We start from the raw sequence: 21,651 nt of genomic DNA, 5'->3' as shown, positions 1-21,651 counted from the left end.
CGTGTTCCGCATGGATTCCCTCCTGTTCAGATTTGAGGGGATGGCTGAGCGACCTGTTCTGGCGACCGGCTGCTTTGCGCCTGAACGGACTTTCGTGATGCAGCGGGTTCGCCAGGCGCCGACATTTTTCAATCTCCATTCGAGGATCGCCCATGAGAAATCCCTATGTTCTGTCAGCAGTGCTCGCCGCCGTTCTTTCAGGTTGCGCGTCAGCCCCATCCGGGTCTGAAACCGCGCCAGCACGAACAGAGGTTTGCAGGGCAAGCAATGAGCAGGAAATCGCGGCTTTGTTTGACCGATGGAATCGGTCGCTGCAAACCGGCGATCCGCACCAGGTTGTCGCCAACTACGCCGACCGCTCCATCCTGCTTCCGACCGTATCGAACCAGCCGCGACTCACGGCGGCCGAGAAGGAGGACTATTTCCATCACTTCCTCGAAAACAAGCCCGTCGGCAAGATCGATTCAAGAACCATCGAGATGGGCTGCAACACCGCGGTCGATGCCGGACTTTATACCTTCACCTTTGGCGCCACGGGTGCTCAAGTCAAGGCTCGCTACACCTACACCTACAGGTGGGACGGAAAGCAGTGGTTGATCACAAGTCACCACTCTTCCGCAATGCCGGAGAAGAACTGAGGCGCCAACGGGCCTGACTCTTCGCGGCAAATCCCCTGCCAAACGCTGAAAGAGCCGCTTCCCGGCCAGTCAAAAGTGACCTTGCCCGCCGAAGATCGAAGCGCCTCGATCAGGCGCGTCTCGCCATCCGAAACGCTATCAAATAAATAGCTGTTTTCGCAATGCGGACGTGCGCGAAAGCCTTGAAACACCGCAAAATGCCTTTTGCGCAATAGGGGCGGGCGCAAGAAGATCACAAACCAATAGCGTATCAGCGCCGTGCCGGGGCGCCCAGCCTGGCGCCCGAAGCCCATGCGCGCGCCACCGGGCATGTCGTGCAACTGCTGCTGCGCGGCTGCGGCCTGTTGGCCTGATGCGTGCTTTCATGTGAAACCACGCTGTCAGGAACCCGCGCATGAACGCCACTTCGAACAATCTTTACGTCGCCTCGCTGCTGGCCAACTTCTTTGAAGCCGGCTGGGCCATTCAGGTGCTGGTGGGCGATGCCAGCCAGGCGCAGTACGAAGCCTCGCGCCTGGCCCGGCCCGAGGTGGAAAAACACCTGCGCCACATGGCCGACACCGCCCGCAACCTGCCCGAAGACGTGCGCGGGCAAATGCCCCGGGTGGACTGGGAAAGCTGGGTGGAACTGGGCGAACACCTGCCGCCACGCGACGCCAAAGCCCGCGCGCTGGTCTGGACGGTCATCGAAGCCTGGCTGCCGCCGGCGGGGCAGGAGCTGCGGCGCTACCGGCGGCAGTTGCCCGAACTCTGGCGTTTCGAGATGTGACGCGAAGCCGGCGCGCCTGGAGCGCCTGGAGTGCTTGGCTCAGGGCGCGTGCAGCGGATCGAAAGGAAACAGCCCGGCGCGAAAGCTCGCGGCCATGAGTTCGGCCTGCGCAATGGCCCGCGCTGCGGCGTCGCCGGGCAGCGTTTCCAGCGCGGCGGGGCGGAACAGGTCCAGCCACTGCCCGAAATGCTCGCGCCGGATGGGCAGGCCCAGATGCACCGGGTACGGGTGGCTTGTGTAGCGTTGTGTCCCGAGCAGGGCGTGCGACCAGAAGTCCTGCACGATGCCCAGGTGGTGTTCCCAATCGGCCACGGCCGTGTTGAACAGCGGCCCAAGTCCGGGATGGGCGCGGGCGCGCTCATAAAACACTTGCACGAGCCGGGCAAGGTGGTCTTCGGTTAGGGGCGAGGCGGCGGGAGCGGTCATCCAGGATTCCTTGCAGCAACAGCGACAAACCATACGGCTGCATGGCGCGCGCAGTCACTGCAGCAAAAGCAGTGCCATGCGGTGGGGCGGCCGCTGCGCATGGCGCGTGTGGCCGGGGCTTGCGCCGCAAGCCCATGCGCGGATGGCCGGGTGTGGGGTGGCGCTGCTGTTGCGGGGTTTTTGTTTGCTATGAAATAAGTAGCTGAATGTGCAGGTGTAACGTGCGCTGGAGCCGTATTCCATGCGATTTCCTAAAGCTTGACTCTTGTTTAATGGGTCATAGCCAATCGCCCCGTTTATTGATGAAGCCCCATTTTCCATTATGTTTTACGGCGGCTTTTCCAGCTTGAAATGCCCTGGCATCTTCAAACCGGGTTGGATAACCCATTCTTGGCGCTCGTTAATAAACCCCCACCTCCCGGCGCTGGCCTGTACAGGAGCCAAACCCTCACTGTAAGACCCAACATTGCGGTATTTCGGCCCCGTGGAACCACAGGCGCCCAGAACGAATAGAGACGCTGCCAGGACGGCAATGGCAAGGGGTTTGAATATGGCTGTGTTCTTTGAATGCATGGTGGATTCAATCTCGGCCATGTTCAAAGCAATCCCCCTGGTCCATCTCGTCATCATCATTGGCCCCCTGATAAGCATCGTTATTGGGGTTGAGCTGGTTGGCATGGTTGTCCATGCCTGCGTCGTAAGCATCGTTGTTTGGGTTCATGCTGTCACTGCGATCATCGTTGGCGGTTCTGCCCATTTGAATTCTCCAATTTTGAAATTAATGTCTGGTAATAATTGTTTGAATAATTTGATGGCGGGAGCAAATACAAGGATGTTTTTGGCACATCAGCAGATAGATTGGCATCTGTCTGACAGCTAAAAGCAAACCCTGTATTTCCCCTGCCTAATTACTTCCGTGGCGGGTTGTTGCCGCGACCACCGCCGGATGGCTTGCCTGTTTCGCTGGGGCCGTTTTCGAGTTTCATGAACATAGTTTTTCCTTGCACCCCGGAATTTTGAGGAAGTTGCGCGAACCCGGAGCACCGCCCGCGCAACTCAGGAACTTGTGGTGATTTAGTTTGGTGAGGCCGGCAGGCTCACAAACTGCAGCGCCTCTTCGTGGTCAAGGCCATCGCGCTTTTGAAGCATGTCGTTTTCGAGCAGGCTGCTGACTTGGGCAACACTGTCATCCCGCCACGGGGCAGATTGATAGACACCGGGCGAAGTTTCTTCGACGAGGTCGATGCTGTACCTGATGCCGTTGCTGTAAACAAGATCCAGGTTTGCGCGCACCAACTTGTACGGTATGTCGAGCAGGATGGCGATATGGCAAGTGCCAGGCCTGATCTTCCAGCATTCAGGCGGATAGGCGGTCAGATGTGGTGCCAAAGCTCGTGCCAAGCCATTGCCAAGCCAATTGATCGCAAGAGAGTGACTATTTCCCTCTGACTTGAAACTTTGAAAGTTTTGTTCCGGCAACTCTTCTTTCAGATCGCTTTTTACATACGCCACACGTTGAGGTTCACCCTTGGCAACACGTTCTAGCACTCGAAACCTCAATCGGCGAACATCTTCAGGCATGACCTTTCCATCGAAGCCGGTGAAAAAATTTGTATTGCTGAATGCCCAGTTTTGCAATGGTTCTTCAAGCCAGAATTGATCTCGCCAGGTTGGATTGACCCATTTCAAACCGCTGACCTCCGGCCGGCATCGAACAAAACTGAATGTCAAGCGTCGATGCTTAATACACGGATGGACTATGTCAACGTGAAACCAGGGAAGTGAACGACGCAGGGTGATGCGAACATCGCTTTGCGGCCATTTCGCCCACTTTCCAACAGTTTCGCGGATTCGATACATTACCGCGCTAACACCCAGAACGATTTCTGTTTCCCGTGAGCCATACACCGAAGTGAGTAACAGCCAATGCCCATGGACACCGTCCGGCTGTTGCAACTGCTCCGCTGACCAGCCCGTCAACTCCGCAAGCCGTGCGATTTCGCTTGAATTCTGGCCGATCTGGGCAACCTCAATTTGCGCGCCAATGTCTTCAGCGAAGTCACGCATGCAATCGTCTTCGTTGGTTGTCCCGGAATACGTTTCGACGTGCTGAACAAGAGCACGCTGAAGCGCAAGGTTACTTCCCGACTTTTTCTGTTCACGGAGTTGCTGCTCAATCCGGCTGACAACATCCGCAGAATCTTCCGGCACGTTTCCACCTTGAAGTATTTCAACCGTGGTTTCAAAAACCTGCGCCACGGCAGCAGCCATTACCTTGCTCGTGTTGCCGGTTCGTTCAATGCGCTGGTAACTGCTGAGGATGGTCGCGTCAGCCGTTTTGGTGGATTTCCCCAAAATAGCGTGAGCCTGTCTCGCCACTTCGAGCTGGGTCAGCGGCGATTCCTGCCGCAAACTACGCAGCCGTTTCTGGTCGATTTTGAATGTTGGTCTAGCCAAGGTATGCCCTCCATGAATGTGAAGGGAATGATGCCTCGCGCCGTTTAGGTTGTAAATAAATTTAAATACAGCATAAACCACAGTGACGAAAAAAATCAGCTCGAAGTTGTGAGCCGTTTTTGTTTTTGAGACGGCCGATTAAGCACCAACACTTTCGCAGCAAATACTTTCCCAAACGCTAAAGGATGACGCTGTCAAACCCCAGCCCGCTCCAGCATCGCGTGCAGCAGCACATTGCACCCGGCCGTGATGTGCTCGGGCTTGGCGTCCTCGATCTCGTTGTGGCTGATGCCGTCCTTGCACGGGATGAAGATCATGCCTGCCGGGGCCAGCTGGGCCATGTACACCGCGTCGTGGCCGGCGCCGGAGACCACCGGCATGCTTGAGTAACCGAGCTTGTGGGCGGCCTGGGCCACGGCATCGACGCAGCCGGGGTTGAAACCCTGCGCCGGGTAGCTCGACACCAGCTCGATGTGGATGGGCAGGCCCATTTCCTCGCTCAGTTCGGCCGCGTAGGCCTTGACCTCGTCGGCCATTTCATCGACCAGCGCGTCGGTGGCGTTGCGCAGGTCGATGCTGAACTTCACCCGGCCCGGAATCACGTTGCGGCTGTTCGGAAACACCTGCACCATGCCCACGGTGCCGCGCCCGTGCGGCGCGTGGCGGTGCGCGCTGGCCACCACGTCCTGCATCAGCAGGGTGGCGACCTGCAGCGCGTCCTTGCGCAGCGCCATCGGCGTCGGGCCGGCGTGCGCTTCCATGCCGGTCACCGTGCAGTCGAACCAGCGGATACCGAGCACGCCCTGCACCACGCCGATGGTCACGTCGTTGTCTTCGAGCACCGGGCCTTGCTCGATGTGGGTTTCGAAATACGCGCCAATCGGATGGTCGCCGGGCTCCTGCTCGCCGATGTAGCCGATGCGCGCCAGCTCGTCCCTGACGGTCTTGCCTTCGGTGTCGGTCGCGGCATAGGCGTGTTCGAGTGTGAAGGCCTTGGCGAACACGCCCGAGCCCATCATCACCGGCACGAAGCGCGAACCCTCCTCGTTGGTCCAGAAGGCGACTTCTATCGGCGCTTCGGTTGCTATGCCGTGGTCGTTCAGTGTGCGCACGACCTCGATGCCGGCCAGCACGCCGTAGTTGCCGTCGAACTTGCCGCCGGTCGGCTGGGTGTCGATGTGGCTGCCGGTCACGATGGGCGGCAGGGCGTTGTTGCGCCCGGCGCGGCGCATGAAGCCGTTGCCGATCCGGTCGATGGTGACCGTCATGCCGGCCTCCCTGGCCCAGCCGGTGACGAGGTCGCGGCCCTGCTTGTCGAGGTCGGTCAGCGTGAGCCGGCAGACGCCGCCCTTGGGCGTGGCGCCGATCTGGGCCAGTTCCATCAGCGAGGCCCACAGGCGCTCGCCGTTGATGCGCAGGCTGTCGATGCCGGTGGGGGTTGCAGTGTCCATGGGGTTCTCCGGGAGGTTGGGGGCTCAGGCGCGCACGACGGGGCTGGGTGCCAGCGTTTCAGCGCGCAGCTTGGCCGCCGCGAAGTTTGCTCCAAAAGCCGGCCGTTTGATATAGCGGCCCTTGCCCTGAACGGCGCGCAGGTCGCCCTGCACGAACACCAGTTCGCCCTGGCTGAGCGTGTGGCTGGGGATGCCGCGCACGGTGCGGCCTTCGAAGATGTTGAAGTCGCCCTTGCTGTGCTGGGTCTTGGCGGACAGGGTTTTCGTGCCCTCGGGGTCCCAGACCACCAGGTCGGCGTCGGCACCGACCGACACGCTGCCTTTTTGCGGGTAGATGTTGAACAGTTTGGCGGTGTTGGCCGAGGTGACGGCGACGAATTCGCTGGGCGTCAGGCGGCCGGTGTTCACGCCCGCGTCCCAGACCACGGCCAGGCGTTCCTCGACGCCGCCGCAGCCGTTCGGAATCTTGGCGAAATCGTCCTTGCCCGCCGCTTTTTGCGCGGCGCAGAAGGTGCAGTGGTCGGTCGCCGTGGTGTGCAGGTTGCCCGCCTGCAGGCCGCGCCACAGGAATTCCTGATTGGCCTTGGGCCTGAAAGGCGGGCTCATCACATGCGCGGCGGCGGTGGCGAAGTCGGGGTGGCGGTAGACGCTGTCATCGACCACCAGGTGCCCGGCCAGCACCTCGCCATAGACGCGCTGGCCGCGGGCTCTGGCGCGTGCAATGGCTTCCAGCGCTTCGACGCACGACACATGCACGACGTAGATCGGCACGTTCAGCACATCGGCAATCGCAATCGCCCGGTTCGCCGCCTCGGCCTCGACCATCGGCGGGCGCGACAGCGGGTGGCCTTCGGGGCCGGTGATGCCCTGGGCAGCGATTTCCTTTTGCAGCATGAACACCAGTTCGCCGTTTTCGGCATGCACCGTGGGCATGGCGCCCAGTTCCAGGCAGCGCCTGAAGCTGTTCACCAGCGTTTCGTCGTCGCACATGATGGCGTTCTTGTAGGCCATGAAATGCTTGAAGCTGTTCACGCCTTCGTGCTGCACCAGCGTGCCCATATCGCGCCGAACCGACTCGTCCCACCAGGTGACGGCGACATGAAAGCCGTAGTCGGCGGCGGATTTTTCGGCCCAGCCGCGCCAGGTCTGGTAGGCGTCCATCAGCGATTGTTGCGGCGCGGGAATCACGAAGTCGATGATGCTGGTGGTGCCGCCCGCCAGGCCGGCCGCCGTGCCGCTGAAGAAATCGTCCATCGTCACCGTTCCCATGAAGGGCAGCTGCATATGCGTGTGCGGGTCGATGCCGCCGGGCATCACGTACTGGCCGCCGGCATCGACGACCAGGGCGCCAGCAGGCGCCTCCAGCGCTTCACCGACGGCGGCGATGCGGCCGCCCTGCGTCAGCACATCGGCGCGGAAGGCGCGGTCGGCGTTCACCACGGTGCCGCCACGGATCAAGATGGATGTCATCGGTTGCTCCTGATTAAATAGCTGCTTGTGCAGGTGGAATATGCGCAAAAGGCATATTTAATGCTTAAACCGGGATGCGCATCGGGTTGTTCGTGTGCGTCGTCCAGTCCGCGTGTTTATCGCTCACGATGCGCCCGGTGCGCAAGTCCTTTTCGCCGGGCTGCAAATCGCGCAGCGTGATGCATTCGGGCACCGGGCAGACCAGCGCGCACAGGTTGCAGCCGACGCACTCGTCTTCCTTGACCTCGAAGTGGCGCTTGCCGTCTTTCATGGCGCTGATCGCCTGGTGCGAGGTGTCCTCGCAGGCGATGTGGCAGCGGCCGCAGGAAATGCAGCTGTCCTGGTCGATCACCGCCTTGGAGACATGGTTGAGGTTGAGCTCGCTCCAGTTGGCCACGGTCGGCAGCGCCCGGCCCCGGAAGTCGTCAATCGACGCAAAACCCATCTCGTCCATGTAGTCCGAGAGGCCGCTCTTCATCTCCTGCACGATCTTGAAGCCATGGACCATGGCCGCCGTGCAGACCTGCACCGTTCCCGCGCCCAGCGCGATGTAGTCCAGCGCATCGCGCCAGCTGCCCACGCCGCCTATGCCCGAGATCGGCAGGCCGGCGGTCTGCGGGTCGCGGGCGATTTCGGCGACCATGTTCAGCGCAATCGGCTTGACCGCCGGGCCGCAATAGCCGCCGTGCGAGCCCTTGCCGCCGGTCGAGGGCAGCATGGTCAGCGAATACGGATCGACGCCCATGATGGAGTTGATGGTGTTGATCAAGGACACCGCATCGGCGCCGCCGCGCCGGGCCGCGCGCGCCGGGATGCGGATGTCGGTGATGTTGGGCGTGAGCTTGACGATCACCGGCAGCCGGCTGTAGTGCTTGCACCACTGGGTGACCATCTCGATGTACTCGGGCACCTGGCCGACGGCCGAGCCCATGCCGCGCTCGCTCATGCCGTGCGGGCAGCCGAAGTTCAGCTCCAGGCCATCGGCGCCGGTGTCCTCGACGCGCGCCAGGATGGATTTCCAGGCCGCCTCGTTGCACGGCACCATCAGCGAGACGACCAGCGCGCGCTCGGGCCAGTCGCGCTTGACCTGGATGATTTCGGCCAGGTTGATCTCCAGGTCGCGGTCGGTGATCAGTTCGATGTTGTTGAAGCCCAAGAGCCGTCGGTCGGGCGAGAGCAGCGCGCCGTAGCGCGGCCCGTTGACGTTGACCAGCGTCGGCCCGGCCTCGGCCAGCGTCTTCCAGACCACGCCGCCCCAGCCGGCCTCGAAGGCGCGGTTCACGTTGTAGGCCTTGTCGGTGGGCGGTGCGGACGCGAGCCAGAACGGGTTGGGGCTGTGGATGCCGATGAAATTCGTTTGCAGGTTGGCCATGGGGAGACTCCGGGTGCGCAATGGGTTAGTGGCGGGGCTGGCTTGATCGCTCAGCGGCTGATGTGGGCGTGGATGGCTTGAGCGGCGGCTTTGCCATGCGCCACGGCTTCGACCGTCAGGTCCAGCCCGCCGGTGCGGCAGTCGCCGCCCGCCCAGACGCCGGGCAGGCTGGTCGCGCCGTCTGCGGCCGTCTTGATGCGCCCGCCCTGCATCGCCAGTCCCGATTCGGTCAAAACCGGGTTGCCCAGCGTCTGGCCGATGGCCTTGAACACCATGTCGGCGGCGATGAATTCGGTCTCGCCGGTGGGTTGTAACTGGCCGTTGACCAGTGCCTGGCGCGCAAACATCACGCCGCTGGCCTGGCCGTCCTCGCCGCTGATTTCGACGGGTGCCAGCCAGCGGCGGATCGTCACGCCATTGGTTTGCGCCCAGTGCTGCTCATCGACAGAGGCCGACATGGTCTCGGGGCCGCGCCGGTAGGCGATGTGCACGCTCTCGGCGCCCAGCAGCCGGCTTTGCACCGCCGCATCGACCGCCGTCATGCCGCCGCCGATCACCACCACGCGCCGGCCGATGGGGAGCAGCGACTTGTCCTCGCTCTGGCGCAGCCGGGCGATGAAGTCCACCGCGTCCTCGACCCCGGCCAGGTCTTCGCCCGGAACGCCGAGTTTTTGGGTGCTGGACAGGCCCATGCCGAGGAACACGGCGCCGTAGTCCTGGCGCAGCGCGTCCAGTTGGGCGACGGTGTCGAGCTTCCAGCCGGTGCGCACCTCGATGCCGCCGACGGCCAGCAGCCACTGCACTTCGCGCTGGGCGAAGTTGTCCGGCGTCTTGTAGGCGGCCAGGCCGTATTCGTTGAGCCCGCCGGCTTTCGCCTGGGCATCGAAAACCACCACCTCGTGGCCGAGCAGCGCCAGCGTGTGTGCGCAGGCCAGCCCGGCCGGCCCGGCGCCCACCACCGCCACCCGGCGCCCGGTGGACGGGGCGCGGGTGAACAGTTGCGGCCGGTCGCTTTCCATGACGGCATCGACCGCGTGGCGCTGCAGCCGGCCGATGGCGACGGGTTTGCCTTCCTGCGTCGTGCGCACGCAGGCCGCTTCGCACAGCGTCTCGGTCGGGCAGACCCGCGCGCACATGCCGCCCAGCGGATTCGATTCGAGAATCGTGCGCGCCGCGCCGCGAACATTGCCGTCGCCGATGCGCCGGATGAAGGACGGCACGTCGATGCCGGTCGGGCAGGCGGTGACGCAGGGCGCGTCATAGCAGTACAGGCAGCGCTCGGCTTCAAGCACGGCCTGCGCGCCAGTCAGGCGCGGGCTGGCGTCGGCAAAGCGCAGGGCGTAGTCGCTGGCGCCCAAGCGGCCAGCACGGATGTCGGAAAGCAAGGGGGTGGACACGCTGGCAACTCCTGTGATGGGGGTCTGGCTTTGAAGCTGACTATTTGGTCAGGTTTAAAACCATATTAGCAAGTCATGTGCCACCGGGTAGATAGGGAAATCCAGCGGTTCAGGGCTTGTTTCAGCCCCGGTATCCAGGCTTTGGCGCTCTCGATGCGGTGCAGGCATGCACCGCATCCGTGCCCGATGCCCGGACTTGCGGCGTCAAGCAGCGCTTATGCGTGGTCCGGCCGTGGATCAACCTGCAGCCGCAGGCCAAGGGCGTGCAGCACCTTCAGCACCGTGGAAAGGCTCGGGTTGCCTTGCTCGCCCAAGGCCTTGTAGAGTCCTTCGCGGGTGATTCCGGTGTCGCGGGCGAGCTGCATCATGCCGCGCGCGCGGGCGATATCGCCCAGCGCCCTGGCAAACAGGGCGGCATCGTCAGGCGCCTCTTCAATGCAGGCCTGCAGGTACATGGCGCAGTCTTCATCGGACTGCAGGTAGTCGGCGGCATCGAAGGGCTGGATGCCCAGTTTTTCGGCGGCTGTGGGGTTCATCGTTCACTCCTTCAAAAGTTTGACCATGCCTTGGGCCTTCGCAATGTCTTTGTCCTGGCCAGACTTGTCGCCCCCGCCCAAGGCAACAACGACCGTGGCACCGTCTTTCCAGCAATAGACGCGGTAGCCGGGGCCTGAGTCAATGCGAAGTTCGGTGACTTCGCCGCCAACAGGCTTGCAGTCGCCCCAGTGGCCCAGCGAGAGACGGGCAAGACGCGCCAGAACCTGCTTTTGCCCGACCTTGTCACGAAGCCCGCTGATCCAGGCATCGAACTCATGGGTGCGCAGGACTTGTAGCATGGGCGTAATGTAATCCATGGTTTACAGATTCGCAAGCCGTGGCCAGCGCCAAATGCATTGCAAACGCCAGCGCCCGGCCCCGGTCTGCACGCGCCGCTTCAGCCCTGCCTAGAATCGGCCGTTCCATTCCCCACACGAGAATCCAGCCATGGCCAGCATCCCGCCCGACGAAGCACGCCCCGCAAAAAATCGCCTCAAGGTCGCCGTGATGGGCGCGGGCGCCGTCGGCTGCTACTACGGCGGCATGCTGGCCCGCGCCGGGCATGAGGTCGTGCTGATCGCGCGGCCCCAGCATGCGCAGGCCATCGCCAGAGACGGCCTGCGCCTACAGGCCACGACCTTTGACGAACAGGTGCGCCTGGCCGCCAGCACCGAACCCGGCGCGGCGCAAGGCGCGCAACTGGTGCTGTTCTGCGTCAAGTCGCTCGACACCGAATCGGCCGGCGCCCTGCTGCGGCCGCACCTGGCGCCCGATGCGCTGGTGCTGAGCCTGCAAAACGGCGTGGACAACGCCGAGCGGCTGCGTAGCGTGCTGCCCCGGCACGCGGTGGCCGCCGCCGTGGTCTACGTCGCCACCGAAATGGCCGGCCCCGGCCACGTCAGGCACCACGGCCGGGGCGAGCTGGTGATCGAGCCCGTCCATTCCGCATCCTTGTCCGGCGAAGCCGTGGCGCAAGCGCTGATCGCCGCCGGCGTGCCCACGGAAATATCCCCCAACGTGCGCGGCGCGCTGTGGGCCAAGCTGATCCTCAACTGCGCCTACAACGCCGTCTCGGCCATCACCCAGCTGCCGTATGGCAAGGCGGTGGCGGGCGAGGGCATTGCGGACGTGATGCGCGACGTGGTGGCCGAATGCCAGGCCGTGGCCAGCGCCGAAGGCGTGCAGGTGGCCGGCGACGTGGACGCGGCCATCCGCAAGATCGCCGAAACCATGCCCGGCCAGTTGTCATCGACCGCGCAAGACCTGGCGCGCGGCAAGCGCAGCGAGATCGACTACCTCAACGGCCTGATCGTGCGGCGCGGCGAGGCGCTGGGCGTGGCGACGCCGGCAAACCGGGTGCTGTGGGCGCTGGTGAAGCTGATGGAGGCCAGGCGCACGTAGGGCATGTCGTCTCGTGAGCCGCTTGGGCGCGGGAGCGCTTTTGGGTTCAGCGCACTACGCAATCGATCACGTTGCTGTTGGCGGGCGTGCCGGCAGAGGCGCTTGGGCTCGAGGTGAAGGCTGGCGGTGGAGAGAATGGAATGCCCGGGTTGTTGGGCAGCACGACCGGCGGAGTGGTGAAGGAACGGATATAGCCAAACTGCCCGGACGAGAAATTTTGCAAGCCTCCGGCGTTCGAGACACTGATGAGGCCATCGGTCACGAACACATGCAAGCCTGGGGCGCGCGTCCCGGATGTTGGGCTCGACGGGGTGACGGAAGTTGGGACGCCGGCAGTAGGGGCGACGTACTGCTGGATAAACGTCGTCGCCACCTGTTCCCACATCGGAAGTGCGGTCCCGGCATCGCTTTGCACCGGGCTGGCAGCCAGGGCCAGGCTGGCCCGCGCGTACGCACGCCGTGCGAGGGCGGCGGCCGGGTCGGGCCGGTAGAAAAGGTTGAAGCTGGCGGTGCCGGCGTCAACGGTGGTCCCGCCCGCAACGATGCTCAGGCGAGTGGCGCCGGGCGGTGCGGCGGCCTGGACCTGGAGCTGGCCGGTCGCCAGGTTCAGTGCGTTTGCATGGGTGAATTCGAGCCGGGTCTGCGGTCCCAGCACGGCCTGGCGGCCATCGGCCAAGCCGAGGCGAACGTAGGTGTTCTCCTCGCTCACCAGGGTGTCACCGACTTCGACAATCGATTGCGGCGAAAGCACTTTGAGCGCGCCATTGGCCTTGACCGCCATGACGAAGCCGCTGAGCTGCGTCACTTCGCCAGCCGGGGTGCCGGCGTGTGCTGTCTGCGCCCCGAAAAGCGACATCACTGACATGAGGGCCACGATGGCATAGGAGTGGTTGTTCATGATCGGCCCTGGTCAGTTGCAAAATGTTTTCTTGATTGACGCATCTGCTGTGCCCCTGGCATCATTTGGCTGAGTGAATAGCTGGGTCAGCAGCGCAGTGCCGTTGCCGCTGGTGTTGATGATGTTGATCGTCGCATTCAAAGCCTGGTCCACAGGTGAGTTGGCGCCGATCTGGACAGGCGGCACCACGACCGCGCAACCCGGGCTGGCAGGGTTGCTGACACAGATAGACGCTGGCGGCAGCACGGCCGAGCAGCCCTGCAAGGTAGGAGAGGCCGTGCACTGAGCCAGTGTCGGCAGCACCACCGAGCAGCCCGCAAGCGTCGGCGAGGCGACGCATTGACTCAGCCTGGGCAGCACCGCAGCGCAGCCCGCAAGCGCCGGCGAGGCGACGCATTGGGCCAGCGTGGGCAGCACCGTAGTGCAGCCCGCGAGCGCCGGCGAGGCGATGCATTGGCTCAGCGCGGGCAGCACCGCAGCGCAGCCCGCAAGCGCCGGCGAGGCGACGCATGCGTTCAGGGACGGCAGCACCACCGAGCACCCCGCTGTCAAAGGTGTAATGGTGCACTGGCTCAGCGTAGGCAGCACCGCAGCGCAGCCCGCAAGCGCCGGCGAGGCGATGCATTGACTCAGCGTGGGCAGCACCGCAGCGCAACCCGCAAGCGCCGGCGAGGCGACGCATTGAGCCAGCGTAGGCAGCACCGCAGCGCAGCCCGCAAGCGTCGGTGAGGCAATGCATGAGGCCAAGGTCGGCAACACCACCGAGCAGCCGGCCGTCGAAGGTGCGATCGTGCATTGGGTCAGCGTTGGCAGCACCGCAGCGCAACCGCTTGTGGCCGGGGCGGCGATGCAGGCGTCCAGCGTGGGGGGTGGCAGCACAGCCGAGCAGCCGGGAATGGCCGGATCTGCCTGGCAGGCCGCCAGGATGGGCAGCACGGCCGTGCAGCCGGCCAGCGCCGTGTTGGCGATGCAGTCGGCCAGCGAAGGACGCAGCACGGCGCCCTGCACCGTCACGCGGCCGCTGACCGAGTCCACGGTGGACTGGTTGTCAAAGTTGCCGGCGGCCAGAACGATGTCGCCCGCCTGCGAGCTGACCGGGCTTTGCAGTGTGAGGTCGCCTGTGACAGCGACGTTGATGGGTCCGCTGCCCAGCGAAGTGATGCCGTCTTCAGGGCCGGCCATGCCGATGACCAGCGGCGTGCCGTTGCCGCGGTAGTTGAATCCGCCGGCCCCGTTGGCAAAACCGGCCAGTCGCTCAACCTGGTTGTCCCGATGGGTGAGATTGACCGAGCCGTTGTCGGCGCGGGCCGACAGTGCGACCACGCTGAGGGGCGCCGTCTGGTTGATGTTGCCCGAAGCCGTGTACAGCTCCAGCCGGCTGCCGCGCCCGCCAGTGAGGGCCGCGTTGATCTCGATGCCCGCGTTGGCATGCAGCGTCAGGCCCGTGTCGCTGGCCCACGTCACGGGGTTGACCACGTGAATCATGCCGGCGCCCGTTCCCGATGCGTTGTCGGTGGTCACGGTCACCATGTTGTTTGCAAGCGCAGCCTCCAGGGTGGCGACGGTCAGGAGCGAATCGCTCACGGGGCCAGAAGCGACAAAGGTTTCGGCTGAAGTGTCGCTGCCCGTCATGCCCGCGCTGGCGGCGCTGGCCTGGTCGTTCGCGATGTAGAGGTTGGTCGGGTCCAGCAGCAGCGTGCCGGTGCGGCCGTTCGGCGCGCGCGTATCGACCCGGCCCCGCATGTCCAGCGTGTGGCCCGATGTTTCGACGAAGCCGCCGTTGCCCGATTGCGCACCGCCGCGGGCGCTGATGCTGCCATAAACGCGTGTCGTGCCGTCGGACCAGGCGATCACCTTGCCGCCGTTGCCCGACGCCAGGGCGTCGGCGCGGATGGTGGCACCGCCCGAGACGTAGACCTGCTTCGCGTTGGCGATGGCCGGGTTCTGGCCGCGGTAGTCGCCGCCGATCAGCACGGTGCCGCCGCCGGCCTGGCCGCTGGCGTCCACGCGGGCGTTGCCCGTCAGGCCCACGCGCTCGCCCAAAAGGTGGATCGTGCCGCCGGTGCTGTCACCGGCGCCGCTCGCGCTGGTCAGGCTGCCGGCTTCGAGCAGCAGGTCGCCGCTGGCCTTGAGCACGATCTGCCCGTTGGCACCCATTGCAGCCTGGTCGGCGCTGACCAGGCCGCGCTGGTTGACCAGGTTGCCGAAGATGCCGATGCGGCCGCTTTGCGCCACGATCTGGCCCAGGTTGACGGCCTGGTCCTGCGGCGCGCTGACCACCACATGCAGGGCCGGGTTCTGGCTGTCGGCCAGCTTCACGCTGCGGCCTGCGGCCAGCACGACCTCGCCGCCGGGCGAATGGATGAGGCCGCTGTTCCCGACTTGCGGCGCAATCAGGATCACCTGGCCGCCTCCGGGCGTTGAAATGCTCCCCTGGTTGACAACATGGCCCGCCACGGCGCCAGCGCTGAAGTTCATCTTGCCGGCCAGGAAATCACTGTTGGAAATCGTCAGGCTCGAAGCCACCAGCCCGTTCACGTCCACCCGCGAACCGGCGCCGAACAGCACGCCGTTCGGGTTGACCAGGAAAACCCGGCCGTTCGACTGCAAGGCGCCCAGGATCAAGGACGGCTCCTGTCCGGTGATGCGGTTGAGCACCGCGCTCGCAGCGTTTTGCTGGACGAAGCGGGTAACCTCGCCCGCCCCAATCGAGAAGCCGGGCCACTGGATGATGGTGCCGGGCGTGTTGGTGATGGTGCGGACATTGCCAATCTGCTGAAAGCTGGCCTGGCCGTTGACGACGGTCTGGGCGCTGGCGCCGCCGGCGAGCATGACGGCGGTCGCCAACAGGGCCCCGGCAATGATGGCGTGGGTTGTTTTCATGTGCGTCCTTGGGTCAGTCAATAGGAAAGAGTCAGGGCGACGTGCACCCGGCTGTCGCCGGCCGCGCGGGTGCTGCCGCCGTCAAGCACGCGGCCGTAGTCCACCTGCAGGCTGGCACGCCGGTCCAGGGCAAAGCGCAGCCCCAGGCCGGCACTGGAGATGGACGTGCGCTGCTCTTCGCCCGGCAGGGCCTTGTTGCGCGAAACGTGGGCGGCATCGACGAAGGCCAGCGCGCGGCACTGCACCGGGATGGCCGCAGTGGCCGGGCACCAGTTGGGAGACTGGATTTCCGCGCTGGCAAACTGGCCCTGGTCGCCAGCGACTTCACGCTCCCGGAAGCCGCGTACCGAACCGGCTCCGCCGGCGCCGAACTGCTCGCCGGGCACCAGCGCTGCCCGGGTCGCCTGGCCGTTGAACTGCAGGCGCAATTGCCAGTCGCCTTCCATCTGCCGGTTGTAGCCCACGCCGTAGCGCAACACGCGGTAGCTGGCCGATGCGCCCGCGCGCTGGCGGCTGAAATCCGCGTCCTGGCCGTTCGCGCCACCAGGGATGTTCTGCAAGCCCGTCAACTGCAGGCCCAGCAGGGCCGAAGGCAGGCTCAGCTGGCCGGAATAGCTGAGCGACAGCGGATGGACCGTGACATCGTCGCCCAGCTGGAAGCCGCCGAGGTCGATGTCGTTCTTGTAGGCTCGCCAGTCCACGCCGTAGATCAGCGTGGAACTCAGGTCACCCCACAGCGGCAGATTGTGGTTGTAGCGCCCACCGAAGACCGTGCCCTTGCCGCTGACCTGCAGGTCCAGCACACCGGCCGTCAGCGTGCCGGAGTCCACGTTGGAGTGGCTGGCGAAGAAATCCATCGAGTCGCCCAGCGCATACAGCGGCACGTGGTAGCCCACGCCAAACACGCTCACCTTCGACGGCTTTTCGGCCGAGGTGGTGTACTGCAGGGTCATCACGTGGTCCAGGTCCCAGAGGTTGGCGTGCTGGTAAAGCACGCCCAGGCGCGTGCGGCCGGTCTCGGTGCTGCCGGTGTTGTCGGCGTTCAGCCCGATCCGCCAGGGCTTGTCTTCCGTCACGCTGATCACGGCATCGACCGCATCAGGCTGCTCGGCGCCCTGCAGCGCCAGGGTGAGCTGCTTGGCCGGGTTGGTGTTGGCCACCTTCAGGCTGGCCGAAATGTCCCGGATGTTGGGTTGGGTGCCTTCGCGCAGCGCGGGCAGGCTGGCGCGGATGTTGGCGGTCGAAAATACTTGATTGCCTTGCACGCTTACGCGGCCGATGCGCGGCTCGATCACCTGAACGCGCACCACGCCCTGGGCAAGTTCCTGCTCGGGCAACTGCACGAGGATCCCGCTGTAGCCGCGCTGGCGGTAAGCCTGCTGCAGCGCTTGCACCGCGCGCCGCACGTCGCCAAAGCTGCGATCAGCGCCGGCGAAGTCGGCAAGCAGCCGTTCGACTTCGGCGGCAGGCAGCACGCTGTTTCCCTCCACGGCGAAGCGCGAGATGGCAAAACGCGGTCCGCTGCTGGTCTCCACATCGGCCGCCTGTGCGGCAAATGCGGCCGCTGACAAGGCAGCGACGATAAAGAGCGCGCGGGCAGCGCGTGCTCGCGTCCCATCTTGGGTTTTTTTCATGGGGTTGACAGTTCGGTCGAGTGGCGATCCAGCATTGCGAAAAGCCGCAGGGGAGAACTTGATCGCAAACCAGTGGCGGGGGAAACAATTGCCAATTGTTGCATGCTGTACCAAAACGTGTCGGACTCAATAGGCCCGCCGCGCGCCAGATTCCGCGTCAGCAACCCACGCGAATCGTTCTGGGGGCGCCCGAGTGCGGGTGTCCCCGAAGGGAACCTGTCAACGCCACAGTGCCAAGCGCTTGAAGCGCTTCGCCTCAGCCGGCGCGGCGGCTGGCCGCTGCCTGCGCAATCTCCGGCGGCAGGCGTTTGAGCAGCCAGCGAATCGCCAGCGGCACCAGCACCAGGTCATCGACCACGCCGATCACCGGCAGCACGTCGGGAATCAGGTCAATCGGCGAGAACAGGTAGAGCGCGATCAGCGCGGTGCCCAGCTTTAGCCAGCCCGGCGCGTCCGGGTGGCGCAGCGCGAACCACAGTTGCCGCGCGTCGCCGCGCAGCACGGTCCACAGCAGGGTCAGGCGTTTGAACATGGCGGATTCCTTGAGAAGTCGGCCCCCGGCGGGCCTTGCCCGGACCAGATGGCGCTGGCCGGGGCGGCTGCAAGGGCTTTTCACCGGACTTTACATTCCGCCCGGCCGAACCGTGCGCGCAACTCAGGCGCGCTCGAAGTCGATATAGCTTTTTTCCGCATCCACCGCCAGCAGCCGCACGCGCGCCGCATCGCCCACGTCCAGCCCCTCGAAGCCGCGCACCACCCGGCCTTCGAGCAGCGGGCTGCCGATGCGCACGAACGTCCCCTTGGGCGCCGCGCCGGTGACGATGGCGTCGAAGACCTCGCCGATGCGCCCGTGCAGCAGCCAGGCGCCCGCCGCCTTGAGCACCTGGCGCTCGACCTTGCTGGCGTTGTCCTCCTGCAGCGTGCAATGCTGGGCGATTTCGGCCAGCTGCCCGGCCGAATAGGGCGGCGCCTCGCCCGCGATGGCGGCCTTCAGCAGGCGCTGGGTCACCAGGTCGGGAAAGCGCCGGTTGGGCGCGGTGGAATGCGCGTAGTCGTTCACCGCGAGCCCGAAGTGCCCCAATCCCGTTGCAGCCGCAGCACCGTTCGCCACAGCGGGCGCGGCCGCGTACTCGCCCGAGCCCAGCAGCTTCACCACCGCCAGCGACAGGTCGGCGAAACCGGCCGGGTCGGCCAGCCGGCGCGCGCTCAGGAAGCGGTCCAGCGCCAGCGGATCGGGCGTTGCCGGCAGCTGCACGCCGTGGCTAGAGGCCAGCAGGGCGATGCGGTCCCAGCGGCGCGGCGCCTGCAGCAGCCGCCGCAGCGACGGGAAACCCTGGTCCGCCAGATACCGCGCCGTCGCGCCGTTGGCCGCGATCATCAGGTCGGCGATCAGGTCCTTGGCGCGGTTCTTGTTGTCGGCGCGCAGGTCCACCAGTTGCCCGTTTCCATCGAACACCGGGCGCGCGGACAGCGTGCTGACATTGAGCGCGCCGCGCGTCTGGCGCCATTGCCGCAACTGACCGGCCAGCGCGTCGTGCAGGCGAAGCTGGTCCTCCAGCCCCGGCACGCTGGCGATCTGCGGCGGCGCTGGCGCTGTGCCGTCGAGCCATGCCGAGACGCCGTCGTAGGTGAGCTTGGCGCGGTTGAGCACCCATGCGCGATAGACGCTTGAGGCCGGCACCGTGCCGTCGGCCGCGACCTGCATGTCGACCACCACCGCCAGCCGCTCCTGGCCCTCGTGCAGCGAGGTGAGGTCGGTGGACAGCACTTCGGGCAGCATCGGGAACACTCCGGCCGCCGTGTACACCGAGGTGGTGTTGGCGCCCGCATGGCCATCCACCGCGCCACCGGGCCGCACCAGGGTGTCGACGTCGGCCACCGCCACCCGCAGGCGCGTGCTGCCGGCGGACAGCGGCTCGGCCACGCTCAACTGGTCCAGGTCGCGCGTGTCGTCGTTGTCGATGGAAAACCAGGTCAGGTGGCGCAGGTCGCGGATGGCGCCGTCGCGCTCAGGGCTGGTCTGGCGCGCGTCCTCGGCCTCTTGCAAGGCCTGCGGCGCAAAGGCGGGCAGCAGGCCCCGGGCGCGCATGGCTTCGACGGCGATCTGGTGGAGGTTGATGGGGTTCATGGGATGCCCGTGGTTGAGTTGATTCACTTTACCCGCTGGCTGTGTCTCCGGCCGCCAAGCCCAGTTCACCGACCGGATGCGGCTGGGAAGGCAACTCTAGGTAGGCTTGTTGCGTAATTCGAAAATTAACTCTGGCCGACATGCCCTGATTTCGCCGACTCTTTCTTGTCCCAAGTTTCCATTACAAATGTAGCGACCGTGTGAGCGGCATTTACGGCTAAACGTGCGTGGCGGGGTTCCAATTTGTAGCCTTTGCGTCCTTCGCTGTGTGCGCTCCCGGCATGCGTACGCAGCGCACCAATGCCGTCAACAATCGAGAACAAGCCACTGATGATTCGTTGCAAGTCCTGATCCTCGACGCTGCCAGGATCGAGTCCTAAGTCTGCCCGCACCACCTTGAAAACAGGTTGCAGGTCTTGCTTTTCCGGCATGCGCAGGTTGTTGTCCTCGATATAGATTTTGAAGATTGACTCCAGAATGTTTGACGCGGCGGATACAGCTTCGCGCGGTTTACCAGTCACCGTTTCCATGGCTCGATCAAACTCGCGGTGGATAGCTGGCATCTCTCTGCCTTTGATAAGCTCCCCAAGGGTTTTGCTTGGCGCCATGCCTCCAGTCGTAAGCAGGCCTCCAATCCGATATTGAAGACCGTTCCTGGCTAGAACAACTTCAATCTTGCGCACGTTCTCGCGCTTCTTGATGACGGATTCATGCTCTGCGATCCACTCGGACACCTTGAAGTCAGCTGCCATTACAGGGTCTTCTATGTAGCCGCAAATGATCTTCCCAAGGACCGCCAAAGGTTCGGGATGGACTTTATTTGTATGACGTAGCCACTCTTGCGCCTTGACGTGCTTGCTGCCTTCAGGCGGCTCGCCTGAAGCCTCTGCATACATAAACAAACTGTCAAGGCTTGCATGTGTTTCGTGTGAGGAGACAAGGTCTGACACGATGGCTATCAAGGATGACGGTATCTGTTTATTCATGAATATGAGAGTAGTGATTTTGGTGGAGTCTAGTGTCGCGTCATGAGCTATGTGACGTGGACAATGGGGGATGGAACATTACAAAGTCACGTTATCCGAGCCAGAAAGAGCCGAGCTGCAGGGCATTGCAGGCAAAGGCACCCACGCAGCGTCCAAAGTCATCAATGCCTTGATACTGCTCAACTGTGACCAATCAGGAGGGCGAACCGAACGCGCTCGCACGTGTGACATCGCAACCATGCTGTGCGTGAGTGAGCGCAAGGTGGACCGCATCAAGAAGAAGTTTGTCCTCGAAGGCCTGGACCTCACGCTGAACCGCCAGCCCTCCAGGTGCGAGTACGACCTGAAGATCGATGGCCGCCTGGAGGCGCAGCTGCTGGCGCTGAGTTGCTCGGCGCCGCCCGAAGGCCAGGCCCGCTGGTCGCTACGGCTGCTGGCTGACCGGCTGGTCGAACTGGAATATATCGACACCGTGTCCCATGAGACGGTGCGGCGGGCTCTCAAAAAAACGAACTCAAACCCTGGAGGAAAGTCGGCTGGGTGATCGCGCCGCCAGCGAGCGCCGCCTTCGTGGCCGCCATGGAAAAGGTGCTGGACATCTACAGCCGCCCTATGGACGCGAAGCACCCCGTGGTGTGCATGGATGAGACGCCTCGCCAGCTCATTCGCGAGACCCGCGAGCCTATTGCAGCGGCGCCCGGGCGGCCCGAGCGCCATGACTACGAATACGAACGCTGCGGCGTGTGCAACGTGTTCATGGCTAGCGAGCCGCTGGCCGGGCGGCGCCTAACCAAGGTCACTGAGCGGCGGACCAAAACGGACTGGGCGGTGTTCGTGCAGGACATTGCCGCCAGCTACCCCGACGCCGAGCGCATCACACTCGTGATGGACAACCTCAACACCCACACCCCGGGCTCACTGTACGAGGCGTTTTCCCCCGAGCAGGCCAAGGCGCTGTGGGACCGCTTCGAGTTCGTCTACACGCCCAAGCACGGCAGCTGGCTGAACATGGCCGAGATCGAAATCAACGTTATGGTGGATCAGTGCCTGAGCCGGCGCATCGACAGCATCGAGACCGTGCGCAGCGAAGTCGCTGCCTGGCAGGCCCGCCGCGACAACCTTCAGGCCAAAGTCAACTGGCAATTCACAACCAAGGATGCCCGCATCAAGCTAAAACGCCTTTACCCGACAACTTCCTCATGAC

Annotated in this window: 22 protein-coding genes; 4 read left to right on the top strand and 18 right to left on the bottom strand. The window is 64.3% G+C overall.

The window, feature by feature from the left end:
* The first annotated feature begins 152 nt into the window (after positions 1-152).
* On the top strand, positions 153-638 hold the full coding sequence (locus PNAP_RS20070) for an SgcJ/EcaC family oxidoreductase (protein WP_011803383.1): 486 nt from the start codon (positions 153-155) through the stop codon (positions 636-638).
* Here the strand turns inward: PNAP_RS20070 and PNAP_RS20065 are convergent.
* The gene (locus PNAP_RS20065) at positions 605-958 is read right to left on the bottom strand and encodes a hypothetical protein (RefSeq protein WP_041376849.1); all 354 of its coding nucleotides are present in this window, start codon (positions 956-958) and stop codon (positions 605-607) included. The genes PNAP_RS20070 and PNAP_RS20065 overlap by 34 nt on opposite strands.
* Positions 959-1,032: 74 nt before the next feature.
* Here PNAP_RS20065 and PNAP_RS20060 point away from each other — a divergent pair, with 74 nt between their 5' ends.
* Positions 1,033-1,407 (top strand): ribonuclease HepT family protein, encoded by a 375-nt coding sequence (locus PNAP_RS20060; protein WP_011803382.1) that lies wholly within the window; start codon positions 1,033-1,035, stop codon positions 1,405-1,407.
* 39 nt (positions 1,408-1,446) lie between these two features.
* Here PNAP_RS20060 and PNAP_RS20055 read toward each other — a convergent pair whose 3' ends face one another.
* The 11 genes from PNAP_RS20055 to PNAP_RS20010 all read right to left on the bottom strand — a co-directional run bounded on the left by PNAP_RS20055 (position 1,447) and on the right by PNAP_RS20010 (position 10,834).
* Positions 1,447-1,833 (bottom strand): group III truncated hemoglobin, encoded by a 387-nt coding sequence (locus tag PNAP_RS20055; RefSeq protein WP_011803381.1) that lies wholly within the window; start codon positions 1,831-1,833, stop codon positions 1,447-1,449.
* A 54-nt stretch (positions 1,834-1,887) separates the two neighbouring features.
* On the bottom strand, positions 1,888-2,076 hold the full coding sequence (locus PNAP_RS20050) for a hypothetical protein (protein ID WP_041376848.1): 189 nt from the start codon (positions 2,074-2,076) through the stop codon (positions 1,888-1,890).
* A gap of 34 nt (positions 2,077-2,110) precedes the next feature.
* Positions 2,111-2,221, bottom strand: a complete 111-nt coding sequence (locus PNAP_RS28350; RefSeq protein ID WP_083758072.1) for a WG repeat-containing protein — start codon at positions 2,219-2,221, stop codon at positions 2,111-2,113.
* A 192-nt stretch (positions 2,222-2,413) separates the two neighbouring features.
* A complete protein-coding gene (locus PNAP_RS27750) occupies positions 2,414-2,590 on the bottom strand; it encodes a hypothetical protein (RefSeq protein ID WP_011803380.1) in 177 nt (58 codons plus the stop codon).
* A 317-nt stretch (positions 2,591-2,907) separates the two neighbouring features.
* On the bottom strand, positions 2,908-4,290 hold the full coding sequence (locus PNAP_RS20040; RefSeq protein ID WP_157040341.1) for a hypothetical protein: 1,383 nt from the start codon (positions 4,288-4,290) through the stop codon (positions 2,908-2,910).
* A gap of 194 nt (positions 4,291-4,484) precedes the next feature.
* Positions 4,485-5,741, bottom strand: a complete 1,257-nt coding sequence (locus PNAP_RS20035) for a Zn-dependent hydrolase (protein WP_011803378.1) — start codon at positions 5,739-5,741, stop codon at positions 4,485-4,487.
* 24 nt (positions 5,742-5,765) lie between these two features.
* On the bottom strand, positions 5,766-7,211 hold the full coding sequence (hydA, locus tag PNAP_RS20030) for a dihydropyrimidinase (RefSeq protein ID WP_011803377.1): 1,446 nt from the start codon (positions 7,209-7,211) through the stop codon (positions 5,766-5,768).
* Positions 7,212-7,275: 64 nt separating this feature from the next.
* Positions 7,276-8,583 carry an NAD-dependent dihydropyrimidine dehydrogenase subunit PreA gene (gene preA, locus PNAP_RS20025; RefSeq protein ID WP_011803376.1) on the bottom strand — a complete coding sequence of 436 codons (1,308 nt, stop codon included), beginning with the start codon at positions 8,581-8,583 and terminating at the stop codon, positions 7,276-7,278.
* Between the two features lie 50 nt (positions 8,584-8,633).
* The gene (locus tag PNAP_RS20020; protein WP_011803375.1) at positions 8,634-9,980 is read right to left on the bottom strand and encodes an NAD(P)-dependent oxidoreductase; all 1,347 of its coding nucleotides are present in this window, start codon (positions 9,978-9,980) and stop codon (positions 8,634-8,636) included.
* 215 nt (positions 9,981-10,195) lie between these two features.
* Entirely contained in the window at positions 10,196-10,516 is a 321-nt protein-coding gene (locus PNAP_RS20015; RefSeq protein WP_011803374.1) for an addiction module antidote protein, read from the bottom strand.
* Between the two features lie 3 nt (positions 10,517-10,519).
* A complete protein-coding gene (locus PNAP_RS20010; protein ID WP_011803373.1) occupies positions 10,520-10,834 on the bottom strand; it encodes a type II toxin-antitoxin system RelE/ParE family toxin in 315 nt (104 codons plus the stop codon).
* A gap of 130 nt (positions 10,835-10,964) precedes the next feature.
* On the opposite strand from PNAP_RS20010, the gene PNAP_RS20005 reads away from it, so the two are divergent.
* Positions 10,965-11,918, top strand: coding sequence for a ketopantoate reductase family protein (locus PNAP_RS20005; RefSeq protein WP_011803372.1), 954 nt, complete (start codon positions 10,965-10,967; stop codon positions 11,916-11,918).
* Positions 11,919-11,964: 46 nt separating this feature from the next.
* Here PNAP_RS20005 and PNAP_RS20000 read toward each other — a convergent pair whose 3' ends face one another.
* The 6 genes from PNAP_RS20000 to PNAP_RS19975 form a co-directional block, all read right to left on the bottom strand.
* Positions 11,965-12,792 (bottom strand): hypothetical protein, encoded by an 828-nt coding sequence (locus tag PNAP_RS20000; protein WP_157040340.1) that lies wholly within the window; start codon positions 12,790-12,792, stop codon positions 11,965-11,967.
* 36 nt (positions 12,793-12,828) lie between these two features.
* Positions 12,829-15,699, bottom strand: a complete 2,871-nt coding sequence (locus PNAP_RS25150; protein WP_011803370.1) for a two-partner secretion domain-containing protein — start codon at positions 15,697-15,699, stop codon at positions 12,829-12,831.
* A gap of 17 nt (positions 15,700-15,716) precedes the next feature.
* On the bottom strand, positions 15,717-17,333 hold the full coding sequence (locus tag PNAP_RS19990) for a ShlB/FhaC/HecB family hemolysin secretion/activation protein (RefSeq protein ID WP_011803369.1): 1,617 nt from the start codon (positions 17,331-17,333) through the stop codon (positions 15,717-15,719).
* 256 nt (positions 17,334-17,589) lie between these two features.
* On the bottom strand, positions 17,590-17,865 hold the full coding sequence (locus tag PNAP_RS19985; RefSeq protein ID WP_011803368.1) for a YkvA family protein: 276 nt from the start codon (positions 17,863-17,865) through the stop codon (positions 17,590-17,592).
* A gap of 123 nt (positions 17,866-17,988) precedes the next feature.
* Positions 17,989-19,461, bottom strand: coding sequence for an RNB domain-containing ribonuclease (locus PNAP_RS19980; RefSeq protein WP_011803367.1), 1,473 nt, complete (start codon positions 19,459-19,461; stop codon positions 17,989-17,991).
* 125 nt (positions 19,462-19,586) lie between these two features.
* Positions 19,587-20,447 (bottom strand): abortive infection family protein, encoded by an 861-nt coding sequence (locus PNAP_RS19975; protein WP_011803366.1) that lies wholly within the window; start codon positions 20,445-20,447, stop codon positions 19,587-19,589.
* 70 nt (positions 20,448-20,517) lie between these two features.
* On the opposite strand from PNAP_RS19975, the gene PNAP_RS25945 reads away from it, so the two are divergent.
* A protein-coding gene (locus tag PNAP_RS25945) for an IS630 family transposase (protein ID WP_086000545.1) occupies positions 20,518-21,650 on the top strand; the annotation gives its coding sequence in 2 pieces (ribosomal slippage) (positions 20,518-20,950 and positions 20,950-21,650; 1,134 coding nt in all).
* The last annotated feature ends 1 nt before the right edge of the window (position 21,651 follow it).

The sequence above is a fragment of the Polaromonas naphthalenivorans CJ2 genome (assembly GCF_000015505.1).
Taxonomy (GTDB): domain Bacteria; phylum Pseudomonadota; class Gammaproteobacteria; order Burkholderiales; family Burkholderiaceae_C; genus Polaromonas; species Polaromonas naphthalenivorans.
This window is presented reverse-complemented; position numbering and strand designations above follow the sequence as displayed.